Origin of the sequence: Paucibacter soli (assembly GCF_037482845.1) — a bacterium.
Lineage (GTDB): Bacteria > Pseudomonadota > Gammaproteobacteria > Burkholderiales > Burkholderiaceae_C > Paucibacter_B > Paucibacter_B soli.
Genome location: NZ_JBBHJW010000002.1, coordinates 413,826 through 432,914, shown reverse-complemented (window position 1 = coordinate 432,914; position 19,089 = coordinate 413,826). Strand labels below are relative to the sequence as shown.

The following is a 19,089-nucleotide window of genomic DNA, read 5'->3' as shown; positions in this document are numbered from 1 at the left end:
TTGACGAAGATCAAGCGAGGCTCAGTTGGAGGCAGCGGATGCCGGGGCCTCGGCATGCGGCGCGGCGACCTCGTGCTTCTCGCCACCCATGTCGATATTGCCGCCACTCTTGGTCAGCACGAACAGCGCCAGGGCGGCAAAGATCACGAAGGCGAGGAGCAGTTTCCACATGTCAGAGTTCCCGGCAAAGATTCATGGAGTCGATGCCGCATTCTTGCCGGGCTTGCTGACACCGGGCTGAGCGCGGCCGTCCGATGCCGTCTAGCTGCACATTAGGGTGCCGGTGCGGGGTCGGGGTTGGCCGGGCAATCCGTCGCACGACTGGCGTTGCTGCTGGTGCAGCGCTGATGCAAGGTGGTCGCCAGGCCGCCCACCGTCGGGCAGGAGCCACTGGTGGTCAGGTAGTAGTTCTGCTGATCCAGCGATTCCCGCACATTGCTGTAGGCCTGGACATTGCGCTGGTTGTCGCTCAGGCCATTGGTGGCCGCGTACTGGAACCGGCAGACCAGGTAGTTGCTGCCCGAGGCCATGCCGGCCAGGCGCACCGTGCCGGACCAGGCATCGCCCGCGCTCGCCACCTGCATCACGCACAGGTAGTACTTGTAGCCTGCGATGGCCGCCTGCGTGTTTTGATTGATCGCGTTGCCGAAGCTGCAGTCCACCGCGCCATGCGATGCCGTGCCCGTGAGTCCGCCGAAATTGAGACCGGTGACCGCAGAGTTGGAACCTGACACATAACCCGCCAGGATGTAGGCCGGGTAGTCGCTGCAGACTCCCAGCTGGGCCTCAGAGGCGATCATGTAGGGGCAACGCTTCACCACATAGCCCGAGTCATTGCTGAAGACGATTGCAAAATTGTTCAGAGGCACGGCACTGAAGCCATGCCCGAGGTCGGTCGCGGCAATCGGGATGTTCAGATTGCGGTTTTTAGGCCGTTTGATATTGCCGTTGCCCGGCAGTGGAAAACCCAGCGCCCCCGACAAGGCCGGATCGGTCTTGGCAATATAGGAGTTGAGCGTCACCGTCTTGGTTTCGCCGCTGCGATCGACCCAAGAAACCGCCACCTGGATGGTGCGCTGCGAATCGGCGCTGCTGCCACCCATGGTGACCTGCCGCGTAAAGGTCGCGTTGGAGCCCGTCGTTATCTCGTCCTTGTCGTTCGCCAGTGCATCCCAGGCCTCCTTGCCCGCACCGGTCTCGATCGAATTGAAGGCCCGCAGTTCCTCGATTTTCTCCTGCGCCAGCCTGGTCGCCTCGCTGCGCTGGCGCGCCAGATCGGCGTTGCGAGACATCGCCATCTGCATGCCCGCCAGGCCCAGCATGCAAAACGCCATGATCAGCAAGGCCACCAGCGCCTCGATCAGGGTAAAGCCCCGCTGCCTGGCCGTGGTCTGAAGCCGGTAGGTATTCATCATGAGGGTCTCCACTCACCAATCGCGCCAGCTGCCGGGCACGCGCACGATGGTGCCGTTATTCGCATTCAGGTTGTCCAGCACAGAAGGGTCGTACGCTGCCGTGCCGTTGCCGTTGTTCGAATAGGCCGCGCAACTGACGATGGCACCGTGGATATTTGCCGCACCGGTGCCGAGGTTGTTGTAGTCGGCCGAATTCGAGAACACCATGCCGTAGAGATCCCAGTTCCCGTTCACCTTCAGCGCATTGGGCGTCACGAACACCACGGGGTCGGCCGCCGTGCCCAGGCTGCCGTTGCCGCTCAACTGCACATCGGAGGTGAAGTAGAAGGCGCGTTTGCCCTGGTCGTAGGCCGTCGTCAACTGGTTCTTGCAATCGCTGGCACTGCCGCAGGAGAGCACCGTGGTATTCGGGGACGTCCGGTACTCATCCATGGTGGTACCGAAGTAGGCGTTGAACATGCGCGAATTGCTGCAGGTCGGATCGGCGCTGGCGAGGTCCGCCAGTGACTTGTCGGCACCGACCAGCGCATTGGCAGCGGGTTGGCCCGGAATGGTCGTGAGCGAGGTGCCCGGGCTGGTCGAGATCGTCGTGCCCGCGTTGACCAGCACGCCATTGGTTTCCACATCGTTGTTGACGATGTTGTAGGAGCCGCCGATGGCGCACGAGGTTCCGCAGGTGATGGGTCCGGCGGGTTTGCCAGGCAGCAAGGGGCTGGCCTTGAGCACCGCCCTGACCATCGCACTCGCGTCGGCGCTGCCAGTCTGCCCTTCGCGGCAGGCGTCGGACTGGGCCGTGCAGCCGTAAGAGCTGATTTGAACCGCACCCGGCTGACCCGCCACGGCCGCAAACACGACGGTGAAGCTCCGTTCGCTGGCCGAGCCAAGGCTGGCATTGCCGCTGGTCGGGCAACTGCAGGTCCATGCGCCGCCACTGCGCTTGCAGCCCGCAGTTACCCCGACCAAGGGCGTGAAGGTGGTGCCACTGGGAGCAAGGTAGCGTTTTCGAAACGTGGTCCCAGAACTGGTGGGAACGCAGGCGGTATCGATTTCCTTGGGGGTATTGAGCATGCCCAGCGCCCACTCCATGCCGCCCTCGGCGAGTTCCATGGCCTCGGTGGAACGAATCTGGTTGGCCGCGGTACGCTGCTCAAAAATCACATTGCGGTTCAGATAGAACACGACCAGTGACATGCTGAGCATCAGCGTCAAGGTGACCACCAGGGTGCCGACGCCGCGCTGTCGCGCATTCGATGATGGATGTTGCGTCATGCTTGCTATCCTCACGCCCCACTCAGGGCGGGCATTGGCCCGACATTTGATCGTTGCGAAGCCGCACGCTGGTGCGCAGCGTGCGAACCACGGTGCTGTCCAGCACCGAGCGCCCCGTCAGCACCAGGTCGTAGCGGCGCACCTTGACCTCGGGGCAGTTTGGCGTACCCGCGGCGCAATTCGTCGGGCAGCGGTAGCCAAGCGGGATGCTGGCCGGGCTGGCGTCGCTCAGACTGAGCGCGGTGATGGTGGTGTAGTTCGGATCGTTGAGCTTCTTCCAGGTATCTTTACCTGTCTGCATTTCGACCGTACCGTCCTCGCTGTTGCGCCTGAAACCGAAAATCTCGGCATCGCTCTTTGCATCCTTGAGAGCGTCGGACGCGTTGTCAGCGTCGCGCGAAAAGGAATAGACGATTTGCCCATCCGTTGCCGAACTGGCGGGCGCTACCGACGCATAGGGATTGGACGCCGCGGCCGCTCCGGCGCCGACGGCAAGCGTGCCCTTGATGGCATTGCCCCAATAGCCGGCGCGGCGCAGGTCGCGCGTGATCAGATCCGCGATATTGCGCAGATCCTGCTCCACACGGGCGTTCGCCACCACACGCCGACTCTGCGAGACATTGGTCGCGAACAGCGATATCGCACCGGCCGTCACCATCAGGCCCACCGCCAGCCCGATCATCAGCTCGACCAGGGAAATGCCACGCTCTGGTCGTGCGCGCTGGCTGGTCGACGATCGCGTCGTCATCGTCATGTTCAGCATGGCTTGGCACTCCCCATGAACGTGCCCGCGGCGACGCAGGTGCTCACGCGCCCGACCTCATCCACCGCAAGCCTGAGCCTTCCCGTGCTGCCTGCCGCACTGACGTCGATCGTGCCCGTTGCCGTGGCGCTGCCACGCAGGCTTTCAAACCGAATCGTCACGGCAGCGCTCAGGCTGGTACCGCTGGGCAGGGTCACCGTCTTCAGCATGGTGGCGCTGGGGACTCCGGTCAGAGTGTAGGAACTGCCATCCGCGCTGCTCACCAGGGTGACGTCTTCGCGGCGCCGGATGGACTCGGACCGGGCGTACTGCAGGTCGGTAGCCAGTTCGTTGGCCACACCTTCGACGCGCAGCCGCCTGAACATATCCACCGAACCCGGCACGGCGATCACCAGCAGGATCACGACCACGGCCACGGTCACCATCAGTTCGACCAGCGTCATGCCGCGGTTGCTGGTACGGCGCATCAGCGGCTCCAGCAGGCGGCAGGGGTATAGGCACCATTGCCGGCGGCAACCGTCAACGTCAGCGTGGTGCAGCCGCTGTCGGAGGCCTGGCTACCAAGGCCGGTGAAGGTCAGGGTGTAGCCGGTGGCGGCGACGCCGGAAAGCGCAAAGGAGTAATAGCCCCCGGCAGTGGGCGAGCTGATACTGAGCTGGGCCAGCGTCGCGTAGCTGCTGTTCTCGCTGCGCCAGCGTTCCTGCGCCTGCATAACCCGCGCCGCCATATCGACCGCATCGCTGCGGCGTCCCTTGCGCACCTGGGAGAGGTAGGAGGGTATGGCCACCGCGGCCAGGATGGCCACCACCGCCACCGTGATCATCAACTCGACCAGAGTGAAGCCGGCGACGCGCCGGTCTTGCGTAGAAGAAAAACTGTGCAACATCCACATGTCCCGTCAAAGCGTGGGTGAAACCGCCATCCGTGCAGCGAATTGTCGGCGTCCGCCGCCGGCGCGGCTGTGCATATGGCACGGACCGGACCGCCCAGGCGATGGATGGCCGGCAGGGCAGGACAAGCGGCGGCCCGCTGCTTAAGCTGTGCATCGGCCGGCGGGCCCGGCGCTTGAGCACCATCTGCCAGCGTGAACCATGAAAAAGGGGCAGCCTGAGCTGCCCCTCTTGTATTTGCCTGCAGCCTGGCTGCAGACGCGTCGCGTCGTTCAATCGTGCGCGTAGATATCCACGTCCTTGGTCTCGCGCACAAACAGCAGGCCGATCACCAGGGTCATGGCGGCCACGCCGATGGGGTACCAGAGGCCGTGGTAGATGTTGCCGTTCTGCGCCACCATCGCGAAGGTGATGGAGGGCAGCAGGCCACCGAACCAGCCATTGCCGATGTGGTAGGGCAGGCTCATCGAGGTGTAGCGGATGCGGGTCGGGAACAGTTCCACCAGCATGGCCGCGATCGGGCCGTAGACCATGGTCACGTACAGCACCAGCACGAACAGGATCGCGATCACCATCGGCTGGTTCACCTTGGCCGGATCGGCCTTGGCGGGATAGCCGGCGGCCTTCATCGCGTCGCCCAGTTCCTTCTTGAATGCGGCAATGCCCTTGGCGCTGGCTTCGTCGAACTTGTAGCCGCCGGCCATCAGCGTGGCGTTCAGGCCGTTGATGACCTTGTCGCCCACCTTCACCACCGCCACGCTGCCGGCCGGGCCGGGCAGTGTGTCGTAGCTGGCCGAGGACTGCGCCAGCGCGCGCTTGGCGATGTCGCAGGAGCTGGTGAAGTCCACCTCACGGGCGATCGGGCTGCCCTGGAAGGAGCAGGTGCTCATGTCGACCGTCAGCGAGATCTGCGCCGAGGCCTGCGCGCGGGCCAGATCCGGGTTGGCGGCGTTGGTGAGCGCCTTGAAGAGCGGGAAGTAGGTCACGCAGGCCAGCAGCAGGCCCGCCATGATGATGGGCTTGCGGCCGATCTTGTCGGACAGCGTGCCGAACACCACAAAGAAGGGCGTGCCCAGCAGCAACGAGACCGCCACCATGATGTTGGCGGTGGACGAGTCCACCTTCAACACGCTGGTCAGGAAGAACAGCGCATAGAACTGGCCCGAGTACCAGACCACGCCCTGGCCGGCCACCAGGCCGAACAGCGCCAGTGCCACGATCTTCAGGTTCTTCCATTGGCCGAAGGACTCGGACAGCGGTGCCTTGGAGGTCTTGCCCTCGCTCTTCATCTTCTGGAAGGCGGGCGACTCGTTCATCGACAGCCGGATCCACACGCTGATGGCCAGCAGCAGGATCGAGACGATGAAGGGCACGCGCCAGCCCCAGTCGGCGAAGGCCTGCTCACCGATCGCGGTGCGGGTGCCCAGAATCACCATCAGCGACAGGAACAGGCCCAGCGTGGCGGTGGTCTGGATCCAGGAGGTGTAGGCACCGCGCTTGCCCTGCGGGGCATGCTCGGCCACATAGGTGGCGGCGCCACCATATTCACCGCCCAGCGCCAGGCCCTGCAGCATGCGCAGGCCGATCAGGATCACCGGCGCGGCCGCACCTATGGTGGCATAGGACGGCAGCACGCCGACGATGAAGGTCGACAGACCCATGATCAGGATGGTCACCAGGAAGGTGTACTTGCGGCCGATCATGTCGCCCAGGCGGCCAAACACCAGTGCGCCGAAGGGGCGCACGATGAAGCCCGCGGCGAAGGCCAGCAGCGAGGCGATGAAGGCCGCCTGCGGGTCCAGGCCCGAGAAGAATTGCTTGGCAATGATCGGAGCCAGCGAACCGTAGAGGTAGAAGTCGTACCACTCAAACACCGTGCCGAGGGAAGAGGCGAAGATGACCTTCTTCTCTTCCGCCGTCATCGGCGTGTTGGTCGACACTGCAGCAGCAGTTGCCATGTGAGAAGTCTCCAAATGGTGAATCATGGAGAACCACCGCCCGGTGATCCTTGATGGCGACTGTGTGCCTCTCCTCTGACCCCTCTCTGACGCGGGACTGAACGCTGGCTGACGAAACCCGCAGCAACCCTAGGGCAATATTTCTCCATGCGAAATTTGAGCCCCATCAAGGGTAAGCACCGAGCGCGGCTCATGCCCAGGCGGCTTCCAGTCGCCGGCGCGGCACGAGTTCGCTTGCCACCAGCGCCGCCACCGCCAGCCCCAGATAGGCGAGCGCGCCCGCGGCCAGCGGATCCAAGGGGGTCAGGCCTTGCCATCCGACCATGAGCCATAGCACGCCGACGATCTCGCCCAGCTGCGCACCGCCGCTCCAGGCGCCCAGGCTGAGCAGCAAGGCCGGCAGGAACAGGCAGGCCGCCAGGCTGGCCAACAGCCAATCGATGCGGCCCAGCGCCAGCATGCCCAGCATGGCCCCGCTGCACAGCAACAGGCAGAGCAGGCAGCCCGCCAGCAGCAAGGCCCAGCGCTGCGAACGGGCACCCAGCGAACAGCTCCCCAGCAAGGCGCCCGCGCCATGCGCCGCGGCGCGGCCAGCCGCGGGCGCCAGCATCAGCGTGGCCCAGGCCAGGCTGGCCAGCATCACATCGTGCAGCGCCGCCGGCTGCCTCAGCCAGGCACCCGCGGCCAGCAGCCCCAGCGCGCCCAGCTGCCACCAGCGCGGCTGGCGCAGCAGCAGGCGCAGCTCGGCCCAGCCCAGGCAGGCCAGCGCCAGCGGCCCCGCAAGCAAGCGCTGCGCCCGCATGGCCGCCATGCCTGTGCCGCGCGGCGTTGCCGCGGCCAGCGGCGGCGCCGCGCGCTCGGGCGCATCGAGCCGATCGGCCCACCCGCCAGCCTGACGGCCATGGCCGACGGCGCGCGCATGCAGGCCGGCAGCCAGCAGCAGCAAGGCGCCCGCCGGCAGCAGGAACAGCCACTGCCGCAGCACCTGCGCGGCCGTCCAGCGCATGCCGGTCCACACAAACACCTGCTGAGCGTGCCTGGCATTGGTGAAACCGCCGCCCAGGGTGTAGCCCTGTGTCTTGGCCTGCGGCACTTGGGCGCGCAGCGTGGCCTGCATATCGGGCACCAGCACACCCATGCCCAGGGGTTCGGGCGCAGCACGCTCCGCGCTCATCACGGCCTGGCTCATCAAGAACACCAAGACAAGGAACACCAGCCCATTGCCCAGGGCGCCACGCAGCCAGGCCTGGCTCTCGAACACCAGGCTGAGGGCGGCCAGCAGCGTGGCCAGCGGCAGACACAGGACCACAAACGGCCCGAGCAGCGCCACCGTGGCCTGCCAGGCACTGCCCATGGGCAGGGTCTGCAGGCCGGCGGGCGGCACAAAGAACTGCTGCAGCAGCGCCATCGCCAGCATCACCAGCAGCATGCACAGCAAGAGCATCAGATGGCTGAGCCATTTGCCGGCCATATAGCGCAGCGCCCCCAGGCCGGTGCTGGCAAGAATGTCGGCCAGGCCCGAGGCAGCATCACGCTGCACGCCACCCTTGACCAGGAAGTAGCCGAACAGACTCATCATGGTGTTGAACACCAGCGCCATCTGTGCGCCCACCCAGGCCGCGTTGTGGGCGCCGCGCCAGCCGCCCACGGCCAGCATGATGTCGCCGCGCAGCACCAGGCCGGCGAGCGCGCCGCACAGCAGCAGCGCCAGCACGAAGCCGCGGCCGCGGCTGCGCTCGCGCCAGTCGGCCAGCGCCACCTGCCAGACCGGCGCCAGCCAGCTCCGCGCCCTCATGCCGCCTCCGCCTGGGCGGCGCGCGCCCGCGTGGCCGAGAGATAAGCGTCTTCCAGGTTCGGCTCGGCGGGGCGCGCGTCGATATGCGGCGCCACCGCGCTGATGACGCGCAGCTGCATGCCCTGCGGCCGCTTGAGCATGCCCGCCACCAGCCAGCGCCGGCGCAGCGCCTCCACGTCCTTGAAGGGCACGGTCCAGAGCCAGACCTGGCCCTGCAGCGCCAGCGCCAGCGATTCGGCCGAGTCGCGCGCGAGCAGGCGGCCGCCGGCCATCATCAGGATGTCTTCGGCGCTGGCCTCAAGGTCGGAGACGATGTGGGTGGAGAGCAGAATGATGCGGTCTTGCGCCAGCTCGGCCAGCAACTGGCGCAGCGCCGCCCGCTCGGCCAGATCCAGGCCCATGGTGGGCTCGTCCAGGATCAGCAGCTCGGGGTCGTTCAACAGCGCCTGGGCAATGCCGACGCGCTGGCGCATGCCGCCCGAATAGCCGCCCAGGGCCTGCTTGGCGCAATGCTGCAGATTCAGCAGCGCGAGCAGCTCGTCGATGCGCGCGCGGGCGCCGCGCGGCGACAGGCCCTTGGCCGCGGCCAGGTAGCCGAGGAACTCGATCGCATTGAGCTGCGGGTAGACGCCGAAGTCCTGCGGCAGATAGCCCAGCCGTTCGCGCAAGACCTGACCCCAGTGCAGGCCGGCGGTGGGCACGCGCTCGCCGCGCCAGTTGATCGTGCCGGCGCTGGGCGTGCTGAGCGTGGCCAGCATGCGCAGCAGCGTGGACTTGCCGGCGCCGTTGGGCCCCAGGATGCCGGTGATGCCGGGCCGCAGCGTGGCGCTGAAATCGCGCAGGCCCCACCGGCCGCCGGCGTACTGCTTGCCCAGGCCCTGCAGTTCCAGGCAGGGCGTGGACGGCTGCGCGCGCAGATGAAGATCGGAGGTCTGCATGACGATGGCTCCCAAACGAATGGAGCCATGCTAGGCAGGCAGCCTCCTCAAAGCCCGCGGCTTGCGACCAAATGCAGCAAGCCCCGCATGCGTTGCAGGCTGCGCTGCTTCACCGCCTCTCAGCCGCCTCGCCGGTGCAGCCTGAAATAGCCCACGATCTCGCTCAGGCGGCGCGCCTGCTGGCTCAAACCCGCCGCCGCGGCGGAAGACTCCTCCACCAGCGCGACATTGTGCTGGGTATGCGCATCCAGCTCGCTCAGCGCCATATTGACCTCGCCAATGCCGCGATCCACATGGCCCGAGCTGTGGCTCATCTCCAGGATCAGCGCGTTCACCGCCCGCACCTGTTCGGCCAGCTCCTTCATGCTGACGCCGGCCTCGCCCACCAGGGTGGAGCCATCCTCGACCTGGCTGACGCTGCTGGCGATCAGCGCGCTGATTTCCTGCGCCGCCGCCGCGCAACGCTGTGCCAGGTTGCGCACCTCGCTGGCGACCACCGCAAAGCCCTTGCCCTGCTCGCCCGCGCGGGCCGCCTCCACCGCGGCGTTGAGCGCCAGGATATTGGTCTGGAAGGCGATCGCATCGATCACCGAGGTGATTTCGGCGATGCGCTGGCTGCCCGTGCGTATGCCCTGCATGGTGTCCACCACCTGGCCCACCACCTCAGCGCTGCGGCTGGCGCTCTGCCCCACCGCCTCGGCCAGGCCACGGGCGCGCTGTGCCACATCGGTATTGCCGCGCACATCGCCGGCCATCTTGTCCATGGTGGCGGCGGTCTGCTGCAGGTTCGCCGACTGGCTCTCGGTACGTGCGCTTAGGTCCTGGTTGCCCATCGCGATCTGTTCGGAAGCGCTCGCCACCGAGCCCGAGGCGATGGCGATGTCGCCAATCACCTCGCGCAGCCTTTGCTGCATGCGGCTCATCGCCATCATCACGCTGTCGCCATAGCGATGCGGTGCCTCGATGTCGGCATGCAGCTCGCCGCGTGCAATCGACGCCGCAATATCGGCCACTTGCTCGGGCTCGCCGCCCAGGGCCCGGCTCAACCAGGCCACCACCCACTCCGATGCCAGCCAGCCGACCAGCAGGGTCGCCAGCATCAGTGCTGCCTGGATCCAGCGTGTGTGCTCGTAGCTCTGCTCGCCGCGCGCGAACTCCTGGGCAGCCACGTCTTCCTGCAGGCGTACCAGCGCATCCACGCGTTCGGCGATCGGATCCAGCGCCGGGTACATGCGCTGCGAGGTATAGGCGTGCAAGGCGGCCGCATCGCCGGCGTCCAGCAGCAGCTGCAACTCGTCCAGGCTGGCCTCGGCGCCGCGCATCGCCTGCTCGGTCTGGCGTGCCAGGCCAAGCTCATGTGCATCCATGGAGGTGGCCATATAGGCTTGCCACTCGCGCCCGACCGTCACGCGCGCCCGCTGCAGATTCTTGAGTGCCTGAGCACTGCTCAGGCCACCATGCGCGGCCTTGTGCGCGCTGTCGACGATCTGTACCGCATAGGCGTCCGCCACCGCCTTGAGTTGACGCAATGGCAGCACCCGGTCTTCATAGACGGTTCTGAGGCCCAGCTGCAGCTGATGCATGCGCAGCAGACCCACACCCATCGCCAGCAAGGTAAACACCGTCAAGGCGGCCGCGAACAAACGCATGCGCGCACGCATGCCCAGATTGATTGACATAACTTCTCCCTGTTGTGGCCCGCATGCTGACAGACGAACATGACATGCATCAAGGGAAAAGCCTTAAATCTTGGGCGCAAATTGCGCCCGACCCGTCAAAAAAACGTCATTTCCGCTGCAGGCCCATGGGTGCGGCGGCGGCAGCTTCCCAGCTGCCGCTCTCGAACCAGGCATCGCCGCGCAGGCAGGCCGCCACCATGGGCAGCGCGTCCAGCCCCCAGAACAGCCGGCCGTCGAGTTCCAGCGTGGGCACGCCGAACACGCCCGCCGCCAGCGCTGCGTCGGTGGCGCTGCGCAGCGCCTGCTTGACCGGCTCGCCCTCGGGGTCCTGCACCGGGGCCAGGTCTTGCCGCAGGGCGGCCAGGCGCTGCGGATCGTTGGGGTCGGCACCGGCGCCGCGCCAGACATGGCGGAAGATGCGCTCCACCACCAAACGGCTGGGCGTGCGGCCCGGCTCGGCGCTGGCCCAGGCCAGGCGCAACAGCGCCAGCGGATTGAAGGGATGCGGGGTCGGCAGCTGCATCGGAATCTGCAACTGGTGTGCGTGCCAGGCGATCTGCCGATAGGTCCAGGCGCGCTTGGCCGGGATCTCCGCCGGCCCCTTCTGGCCGCCGGCCTTGAGCAGCGCCGCGAACAGGATGGGCAGGTAATCGACGCTGTAGCTCTGGCCCGCCAGCGCCTCGGGCAGGTGCTCGAAGGCCAGCGCCGCATAGGGCGAGATCGGGTCGAAGTAAAAGCGGATGTGCTTCATAGGGGACGCTCACACATTGGGTTCGGCGGCGCTGTAGATGCCCTGCTCCACCAGCAGCGCGCGGCGCGGCGGCAGCTCGGCGAGGATGGCCAGGCGCGCCGCATCGTCGGCGCGCGACCAGGCGGCGATCTCGGCAATGGTGCGCGCGCAGCCCTCGCAAAAGCCGCTGGCCTCGTGCATGCGGCAGACATTGGTGCAGGGCGAGGCGACGCGTGCGGGCGACTCGTTCATCATCATGCCTGCACCACGTCGATGACCGGCGCGCCGGTGAGCCGCACCAACTCATCCGGGCTCATGCGAAACACGCCATTGGGATGACCGGCGGCGGCCCAGATCAGTTCGAAACGGAACAGCTCGCGGTCGATGAAGAGCAGCGGGGGCGCGGCATCGCCTGCCGGCGCAAAGCCCAGCGGCGAGACGCCACCGATCGAGAAGCCGGTGCGCGCCTTCACATAGTCGGCGTCCGCCCGGCCCAGCGGGCCGGTCAGCTCCTTGAGCCTCTTCTCGTCCACGCGCCGGTCACCCGAGGCGATCACCAGCACCGCCTGTTCGTCGGTCTTGCGGCGGAACACCACGCTCTTGGCAATCTGGCCCAGGCTCACGCCCAGCGCATCGGCGGCCTCTTGGGAGGTACGCGCGGCAACTTCCAGCCACAGCGGTGCATGGCCATGGCGGCGTTCGCGCAGAGCGGCGCCGACGCGCTGAAAGCCTTCGGGACGGGTACTGATATTCGGATCTTGCATGGATGGCATTCTGGCAGGCCTGGGCGGCCCCTGCCGGCGTCGGGCCAAGGCAGAATCGCTCCATGCAAGACGACGAGATTGCCCTACACCTGGAGCAAGCGCGCAAGTCCGGCGAGCTTCGCCAGGCCGAGAGTTTCGGCAAACCGCTGGACGAAGACTTCGGCTATCTGGAGACGCCAGAGGGCCTGCGCATGCCCTTCAAGATCCTCAAGAATGCCGGCTTCGTGCCCCCCGAGGTCGAGCGGCTGCGCGAACGCGCCGCCCTGGCCGATGCCCTGCGCGGCTGCGTCGATCCGGTCGAGAGCCAGGGATTGCAGCAGCGCTTGAGCGAACTCGAACAGGCCATCGCCCTGCGCCTGGAAGCGCTGCGCATCAGCGGCAGCCTTTGACAGGCGGTTAGCAGCCTGTCAGGGCCTGAGCGCGCCCCAGACCATCGCGAAAATGGTGCGTTCGGCTGCACCGAAATCCACCTCGTCCAGCGCCGCCTTGCCCAGCAGCATGGCGTACTGCGGGCCCAGGTCCGCATAGGCCTGGGTGCAGGACCAGATGCTGAACATCAGGTGGCGGAAGTCCAGCCGCGCCACGCGCCGCTCGCGCGCCCAGCGCTCGAAGGTCTGCACGTCCGCGTTCAGCGCCGGCAAGACCTGACCCTCGATCGCATCGCGAAAGCGCGGTGCGCCGGCCATCACCTCGCGCGCAAACACCTGCGAGCCGGCAGGCCGCTCGCGCGAGAAGCGCAGCTTGGCGGCGATGTAGTCGCGCAGCGCCGCCTGCGGGTCGGCGCCACCGACGATGCCGGCCATGCGCTCCAGCCACTCCTTCAACACCTCGTCCAGCACCACGCGATAGAGCGCCTCCTTGCTGGGGTAGTAGTACAGGAGGTTGTGGCGACTCAGTCCCAGGGCGGCAGCGATGTTCTCCAGCGAGGCCCCTTCGAAGCCGTATTGCGCGAACTGGCGCTCGGCCTCGCCGCGGATCTGGGCCTCTTTTTGCAGGCGCGCGGCACGCGGCGCGGTGGCGGGTTTGGCAGGGGCGGCGGACGCGTTGCTTGGCATGGCGCGGATTATCAGAGCGGCCACGGGCGGCGGCATGGCGCTAGGGGAATCTACCAGCTGGTTAGTTTTTACCAGTTGGTAAATCATTACCACGTCGGCTGCTGTTGTCGGCCCGCCCAGACCAGGGAGATCCCATGGAGTCGAGAAGCCCCAGCGGCATACAGGCCGCCCGCCTCAGCGAGGCCGAATACGCGCACAACTTTGCCGATGCGCATCCGCCACTGACGCGCCACCAGGCCCTCATCGAGGCCGAGCGCTGCTACTACTGTTTCGACGCGCCCTGCAGCACCGCCTGCCCCACCGGCATCGACATCCCCAGCTTCATCGCCCGCATCGCACAGGGCAACGAGCGCGGCGCGGCCGAGGCGATCCTGAGCGCCAACCCGCTGGGGGGCATGTGCGCCCGCGTCTGCCCCACCGAGATCCTGTGCGAGCAGGGCTGCGTGCGTCATGGCAATGAGAGCAAGCCGGTCGAGATCGGCCTGCTGCAGCGCTACGCCACCGACGCGTTCTTTGCCAAACCCGTTTCCTCGCAACACCCGCCGCTGTTCACGCGCGCCGCCGCCACTGGCAAGCGCGTGGCCGTGGTCGGCGCCGGGCCGGCCGGCCTGGCCGCCGCCCATGGCCTGGCGCGCGCCGGCCATGCGGTGACGCTGCTGGAGGCCCGCCCCAAGCTGGGCGGCCTGAACGAATACGGCCTGGCCAGCTACAAGACCACCGACGGCTTTGCGCAGCGGGAGGTGCAATGGCTGCTCTCCATCGGCGGCATCACGGCGCAGACCGGCCAGGCGCTGGGGCGCGAGTTCACCCTGCAAGACCTGACCCTGCAGTACGACGCCGTGTTCCTGGGCCTGGGCCTGGCGGGCGTGAACGCGCTGGGCGTGGCCGAGCCGGCGCTGGAGGGGCTCAGGAACGCGGTGGACTTCATCGCCGAGCTGCGCCAGGCCAAGCATCCCCGCGAGCTGGCGGTGGGCCAGCGCGTGCTGGTGATTGGCGGCGGCATGACGGCGGTGGATGCCGCGGTACAAAGCCGGCTGCTGGGGGCGCGCGAGGTCAGCATGGTGTACCGCCGCGGCCAGGCGCAGATGGGGGCATCGGCGCATGAGCAGCAATGGGCGCAGACGCGGGGCGTGACGCTGCGCACTTGGGCGCGGCCGCTGCAGGTCCTGGGTGAGCAAGGCCGCGTGACGGGCATGCGCTTTGCCGTCACCGCCGAGCGCGACGGCCGCCTGGTGGACACGGGCGAGCAGTTCGAGCTGGCCGCCGATATGGTGCTCAAGGCCATAGGCCAGCAGCTCATCTCTGAACCGCTCGCGCCGGCCATCGCCTTGCAGGACGGCCGCATCAAGACCGATGCCGATGGCCGCAGCAGCCACCCCAAGGTCTGGGCCGGCGGCGACTGCCGCCTCGGTGGGCGCGACCTCACGGTCGAAGCCGTGGAGCATGGCAAGCAGGCCGCTGCCTCCATCGATCAATTCCTGAGGGCTTGAACCATGGCCGACATCCGCAGCAATTTCCTGGGCATCCAAAGCCCCAATCCCTTCTGGCTCGCCTCGGCCCCGCCCACCGACAAGGAGATCAACGTCACGCGCGCCTTCGAGGCCGGCTGGGGCGGCGTGGTCTGGAAGACCCTGGGCGAGGATCCGCCGGTGGTGAACGTCAGCGGCCCGCGTTATGCGACGCTGATGAGTCAGGACCGGCGCGTCATCGGCCTCAACAATATCGAGCTGATCACCGACCGGCCGCTGCGCACCAATCTGGAGGAGATCCGCAGGGTCAAGCGCGCCTGGCCCGACCGCGCCATGATCGTCTCGCTGATGGTGCCCTGCACCGAGGCGAGCTGGAAGGCCATCCTGCCCTTGGTCGAGGACACCGGCGCTGACGGCATCGAGCTCAACTTCGGCTGCCCGCATGGCATGAGCGAGCGCGGCATGGGTTCGGCGGTGGGCCAGGTGCCCGAGTACATCCAGATGGTCACGGCCTGGTGCAAGCAGTACACAAGGCTGCCGGTGATCGTCAAGCTCACTCCCAATATCACCGATGTGCGCCAACCTGCGCGCGCCGCCAAGGCCGGCGGTGCCGACGCGGTTTCGCTCATCAACACCATCAACTCGGTGATGGGCGTGGACCTGGAGCGCATGCGCATGAACCCCAGCACCGATGGCTGGGGCTCGCATGGCGGCTACTGCGGGCCGGCGGTGAAACCGATTGCGCAAAACATGGTGGCCGAGATCGCGCGCGACCCCGCCACCGCCGGGCTGCCGATCTCGGGCATAGGCGGCATCGGCAACTGGCGCGACGCGGCCGAGTTCATCGCGCTGGGCTGCGGCACGGTGCAGGTCTGCACCGCCGCCATGGTCTATGGCTTCAAGATCGTGCAGGACATGTGCTCGGGCCTGGCCAACTTCATGGACGAAAAGGGCTACGCCAACATCGACGCGATGACGGGCCTGGCCGTCCCTTCGGTGAAGAACTGGAACCAGCTCAACCTCAACCATGTGGAAAAGGCCGTCATCAGGCAGGAGAGCTGCATCCAGTGCGGGCGCTGCCATGTGGTGTGCGAGGACACCTCGCACCAGGCCATCACCGCGGTGAAGGACGGCCGGCGCCATTTCGAGGTCAAGGAGGCCGACTGCGTGGGCTGCAATTTGTGCGTCTCGATCTGCCCGGTGCCCGACACCATCACGATGCGCGCCTTGGCGCCCGGCGAGATCGACGCGCGCAGCGGCGAGGCGGTGCGCGGCGGCTATGCCAACTGGACCACGCATCCCAACAACCCCATGAGAACGCCCGCCTGACAGGGTTATCCATATGGCGCCTCACGGCGCCCGGGCACAGAGTTTGCTCACCCTGAATACCCACACACGGAGTCAGCAGCATGGTCGAACAAAGAGCGAGCAGCAGCGAATTGTGGAACGAGGACCTGGCCCCCACCAGCGCTGCCCAGCGCACTTGGCGCTGGTACCACTTCGCCGCCCTGTGGGTGGGCATGGTGATGTGCATCCCGGCCTACACCCTGGCGGCCAGCCTGATCGACTCGGGCATGAGCTGGAGCCAGGCGGTGCTGACGGTGTTCCTGGGCAATCTGATCGTGCTGGTGCCCATGCTCTTGATCGGCCATGCCGGTGCCAAGTACGGCATCCCCTATGCGGTGCTGGCGCGCGCCTCCTTCGGCACCCGCGGCGCCAGGCTACCCGCCTTGTTGCGCGCGCTGGTGGCCTGCGGCTGGTACGGCATCCAGACCTGGTTCGGCGGCATGATGATCTACACCCTGGTGGGCGTGCTGATCGGCCAGCCGCTGGACGGCGAGAAACTGCCCGGCCTGGGCATCAACCTGGCGCAGCTGGGCTGTTTTCTGGCCTTCTGGGCGATGCAGTTCTACTACGTGGTGCATGGCATCGACGCGATCCGCAAGCTCGAGACCTACACGGCGCCGGTCAAGATCATCATCTGCTTTGTGCTGCTCTACTGGGCCTACGACAAGGCGGGTGGCTTCGGCCCCATCCTGGATCAGCCCTCGGCCTTTGTGGCCGGCGGCAAGAAGGCCGGCCAGTTCGCGGCGGTGTTCTGGCCCTCGCTGACCGCGATGGTGGGTTTCTGGGCCACGCTGGCGCTCAACATCCCCGACTTCACCCGCTTCGCCAAGTCGCAAGGCGACCAGATCGTCGGCCAGGCCATAGGCCTGCCCGCGCCCATGGGCCTGTTGGCCGCGTTGGCGGTGTTCGTGACCTCGGCCACCGTGGTGATCTACGGCAAGGCGATCTGGGACCCGGTGGACCTGGCCAGCCGCATGAGCGGCGCGGCGGTGCTGATCGCGCTGATCGTGCTGCTGATCGACACCGTGAGCGTCAACCTGGCGGCCAATCTGGTGGGCCCGGCCTACGACTTCTCCGCGCTGGCGCCGCGGGCCATCAGCTACAAGACCGGTGGCTACATCACCGCCGGCATCGCCATCCTGATGATGCCCTGGAAGATCCTGGAGTCCACCCAGGGCTATATCTTCACCTGGCTGATCGGCTACTCGGCCCTCTTGGGCCCGGTGGCGGGCATCCTGATCGTCGACTACTACCTGCTGCGCAAGACCCGGCTGGACGTGGCCCAGCTCTACCAGGAGCGTGGTGCTTACAGCTACGCCTGCGGCTGGAACTGGGCCGCGGTGGCCGCCTTCGTGCTGGGCGTGGCGCCCAATGTGCCGGGCTTTCTGAACGCCGCCTTCCCGGCCGCCTTCCCCGAGGTGGCGGAGGTCTTCAAACAGGTCTATACCTATGCCTGGTTCATCGGCCTGGCCATTGCCGCCCTGGTCTATCGCCTGGCGATGGTGGGCAAGGTCAACGAACATGGGCTGGCGCTCAAGCGCGCCTGACAAGGAGTCATTCATGGCTGCATTGCTGATACGTGGCGGCACCGTCGTCAACGCCGACCGTGAATTTGCTGCCGATGTGTTGTGCGTGGACGGCCGGATCGTCGCCGTGGGCGCGCGCGCGCAAGACCTGGCCCCGGCGGGCGCGGCAACGCTGGATGCCAGCGGCCAGTACCTGCTGCCCGGCGGCATCGACCCGCACACCCATATGCAGCTGCCCTTCATGGGCACGGTGACAATGGACGACTTCTTCAGCGGCACGGCGGCGGGCCTGGCCGGCGGCACCACCTCCATCATCGACTTCGTGATCCCGAATCCGCAGCAGCCCTTGATGGAGGCCTACCGGCAATGGCGCGGCTGGGCCGAGAAGTCGGCCGCCGACTACGGCTTTCACGTCGCCATCACCTGGTGGGGCGAGAGCGTGCATGCCGACATGGCCACCCTGGTGCAGCAGGAAGGCGTGAACAGCTTCAAGCACTTCATGGCCTACAAGAACGCCATCATGTGCGATGACGAGACCCTGGTGAACAGCTTCAAGCGTGCGCTGGAGTTGGGCGCCATGCCCACCGTGCATGCCGAGAACGGCGAGCTGGTCTATCTGCTGCAGCAGGAAATCGTTGCCAAGATGGGAATCAGCGGCCCCGAGGGTCATCCGCTCTCGCGCCCGCCCATGGTGGAGGGCGAGGCAGCGAATCGCGCCATCGCGATTGCCGAAGTGCTGGGCGTGCCGATCTATATCGTGCATGTCAGCTGCATCGAGGCCGCCGAGGCGATTGCGCGGGCACGTGCCCGCGGCCAGCGCGTCTATGGCGAGGTGCTGGCCGGCCATCTGCTGATCGACGACAGCGTCTACCGCCACCCCGATTTCGCCAGCGCCGCGGCCCATGTGATGAGCCCGCCCTTCCGACCCAAGATCCACCAGGAGTTTCTGTGGCGCGGCCTGCAGAGCGGCCAGCTGCACACCACCGCCACCGACCACTGCACCTTCTGCGCCGAGCAAAAGGCCGCCGGGCGCGAAAACTTCGCCAAGATCCCGAACGGCTGCGGCGGCATCGAGGAGCGCATGGCGGTGATCTGGGACGCCGGCGTCAACAGCGGCCGGCTCACGCCCAGTGAGTTCGTGGCCATCACCTCAAGCAACACCGCCAAGCTCTTCAATCTCTATCCCCGCAAGGGCTGCATCGCCGAGGGCGCCGACGCCGACCTGGTGCTGTGGGACCCGCAGGGTACCAAGACGATCTCGGCCAAGACGCAGTATTCCAAGGGCGACTTCAATATCTTCGAGGGCCGCCAGGTGCGCGGCATTCCCAGCCATACCGTCAGCCAGGGCCGCGTGGTCTACGCCCAGGGCGACTTGCGTGCCGAGCCCGGCGCCGGCCGCTACCTCAAGCGCCCCGCCTTCGGACCGAACTTCCAGGCTGCCAAGGCCAGGGCGCAAGACCTGGCCCCGGCGCCGGTGCCGCGTTGAGGAGC

Annotated in this window: 19 protein-coding genes; 5 read left to right on the top strand and 14 right to left on the bottom strand. The window is 66.9% G+C overall.

Annotation, left to right across the window (positions count from 1 at the left end; all coding sequences use genetic code 11):
- Positions 1–21 precede the first annotated feature (21 nt).
- The 13 genes from WG898_RS06675 to WG898_RS06615 form a co-directional block, all read right to left on the bottom strand.
- Positions 22–171, bottom strand: a complete 150-nt coding sequence (locus WG898_RS06675; RefSeq protein WP_339601976.1) for a hypothetical protein — start codon at positions 169–171, stop codon at positions 22–24.
- A 101-nt stretch (positions 172–272) separates the two neighbouring features.
- Positions 273–1,415, bottom strand: a complete 1,143-nt coding sequence (locus WG898_RS06670; RefSeq protein ID WP_339601975.1) for a prepilin-type N-terminal cleavage/methylation domain-containing protein — start codon at positions 1,413–1,415, stop codon at positions 273–275.
- Positions 1,416–1,427: 12 nt separating this feature from the next.
- Positions 1,428–2,684, bottom strand: coding sequence for a pilus assembly PilX family protein (locus WG898_RS06665; protein ID WP_339601974.1), 1,257 nt, complete (start codon positions 2,682–2,684; stop codon positions 1,428–1,430).
- A 22-nt stretch (positions 2,685–2,706) separates the two neighbouring features.
- Positions 2,707–3,447, bottom strand: a complete 741-nt coding sequence (locus tag WG898_RS06660) for a PilW family protein (RefSeq protein ID WP_339601973.1) — start codon at positions 3,445–3,447, stop codon at positions 2,707–2,709.
- Positions 3,441–3,914: a GspH/FimT family pseudopilin gene (locus tag WG898_RS06655; protein ID WP_339601972.1), complete on the bottom strand. Its 474-nt coding sequence runs from the start codon at positions 3,912–3,914 to the stop codon at positions 3,441–3,443. Before WG898_RS06655 ends, WG898_RS06660 begins: the two co-directional genes overlap by 7 nt.
- The gene (locus WG898_RS06650; RefSeq protein ID WP_339601971.1) at positions 3,914–4,339 is read right to left on the bottom strand and encodes a type IV pilin protein; all 426 of its coding nucleotides are present in this window, start codon (positions 4,337–4,339) and stop codon (positions 3,914–3,916) included. The genes WG898_RS06655 and WG898_RS06650 overlap by 1 nt, the downstream gene beginning before the upstream one ends.
- Positions 4,340–4,609: 270 nt before the next feature.
- On the bottom strand, positions 4,610–6,295 hold the full coding sequence (locus WG898_RS06645) for an MFS transporter (protein WP_339601970.1): 1,686 nt from the start codon (positions 6,293–6,295) through the stop codon (positions 4,610–4,612).
- A gap of 190 nt (positions 6,296–6,485) precedes the next feature.
- Positions 6,486–8,090, bottom strand: a complete 1,605-nt coding sequence (locus WG898_RS06640; protein WP_339601969.1) for a hypothetical protein — start codon at positions 8,088–8,090, stop codon at positions 6,486–6,488.
- Positions 8,087–9,028, bottom strand: a complete 942-nt coding sequence (locus WG898_RS06635) for an ATP-binding cassette domain-containing protein (RefSeq protein ID WP_339601968.1) — start codon at positions 9,026–9,028, stop codon at positions 8,087–8,089. The genes WG898_RS06640 and WG898_RS06635 overlap by 4 nt, the downstream gene beginning before the upstream one ends.
- 119 nt (positions 9,029–9,147) lie before the next feature.
- Complete coding sequence (locus WG898_RS06630; protein ID WP_339601967.1) at positions 9,148–10,707, bottom strand: methyl-accepting chemotaxis protein; 1,560 nt, start codon at positions 10,705–10,707, stop codon at positions 9,148–9,150.
- Positions 10,708–10,813: 106 nt separating this feature from the next.
- Positions 10,814–11,458, bottom strand: coding sequence for a 2-hydroxychromene-2-carboxylate isomerase (locus tag WG898_RS06625; RefSeq protein ID WP_339601966.1), 645 nt, complete (start codon positions 11,456–11,458; stop codon positions 10,814–10,816).
- 9 nt (positions 11,459–11,467) lie between these two features.
- Positions 11,468–11,692 (bottom strand): DUF1289 domain-containing protein, encoded by a 225-nt coding sequence (locus WG898_RS06620; RefSeq protein WP_339602252.1) that lies wholly within the window; start codon positions 11,690–11,692, stop codon positions 11,468–11,470.
- A complete protein-coding gene (locus tag WG898_RS06615) occupies positions 11,692–12,201 on the bottom strand; it encodes a YbaK/EbsC family protein (RefSeq protein ID WP_339601965.1) in 510 nt (169 codons plus the stop codon). The genes WG898_RS06620 and WG898_RS06615 overlap by 1 nt, the downstream gene beginning before the upstream one ends.
- 62 nt (positions 12,202–12,263) lie before the next feature.
- Here WG898_RS06615 and WG898_RS06610 point away from each other — a divergent pair, with 62 nt between their 5' ends.
- The gene (locus WG898_RS06610; protein ID WP_339601964.1) at positions 12,264–12,590 is read left to right on the top strand and encodes a DnaJ family domain-containing protein; all 327 of its coding nucleotides are present in this window, start codon (positions 12,264–12,266) and stop codon (positions 12,588–12,590) included.
- A gap of 18 nt (positions 12,591–12,608) precedes the next feature.
- Here WG898_RS06610 and WG898_RS06605 read toward each other — a convergent pair whose 3' ends face one another.
- Positions 12,609–13,256 carry a TetR/AcrR family transcriptional regulator gene (locus tag WG898_RS06605; RefSeq protein ID WP_339601963.1) on the bottom strand — a complete coding sequence of 216 codons (648 nt, stop codon included), beginning with the start codon at positions 13,254–13,256 and terminating at the stop codon, positions 12,609–12,611.
- 134 nt (positions 13,257–13,390) lie between these two features.
- Between WG898_RS06605 and WG898_RS06600 the strand changes: the two genes are divergently transcribed.
- From WG898_RS06600 to hydA, 4 genes are all read left to right on the top strand, one after another.
- Entirely contained in the window at positions 13,391–14,746 is a 1,356-nt protein-coding gene (locus tag WG898_RS06600) for an NAD(P)-dependent oxidoreductase (RefSeq protein WP_339601962.1), read from the top strand.
- Positions 14,747–14,749: 3 nt separating this feature from the next.
- On the top strand, positions 14,750–16,054 hold the full coding sequence (gene preA, locus WG898_RS06595) for an NAD-dependent dihydropyrimidine dehydrogenase subunit PreA (protein WP_339601961.1): 1,305 nt from the start codon (positions 14,750–14,752) through the stop codon (positions 16,052–16,054).
- Positions 16,055–16,134: 80 nt separating this feature from the next.
- A complete protein-coding gene (locus WG898_RS06590; RefSeq protein ID WP_339601960.1) occupies positions 16,135–17,619 on the top strand; it encodes an NCS1 family nucleobase:cation symporter-1 in 1,485 nt (494 codons plus the stop codon).
- 13 nt (positions 17,620–17,632) lie between these two features.
- Positions 17,633–19,084, top strand: a complete 1,452-nt coding sequence (gene hydA / locus WG898_RS06585; protein ID WP_339601959.1) for a dihydropyrimidinase — start codon at positions 17,633–17,635, stop codon at positions 19,082–19,084.
- Positions 19,085–19,089 lie beyond the last annotated feature (5 nt).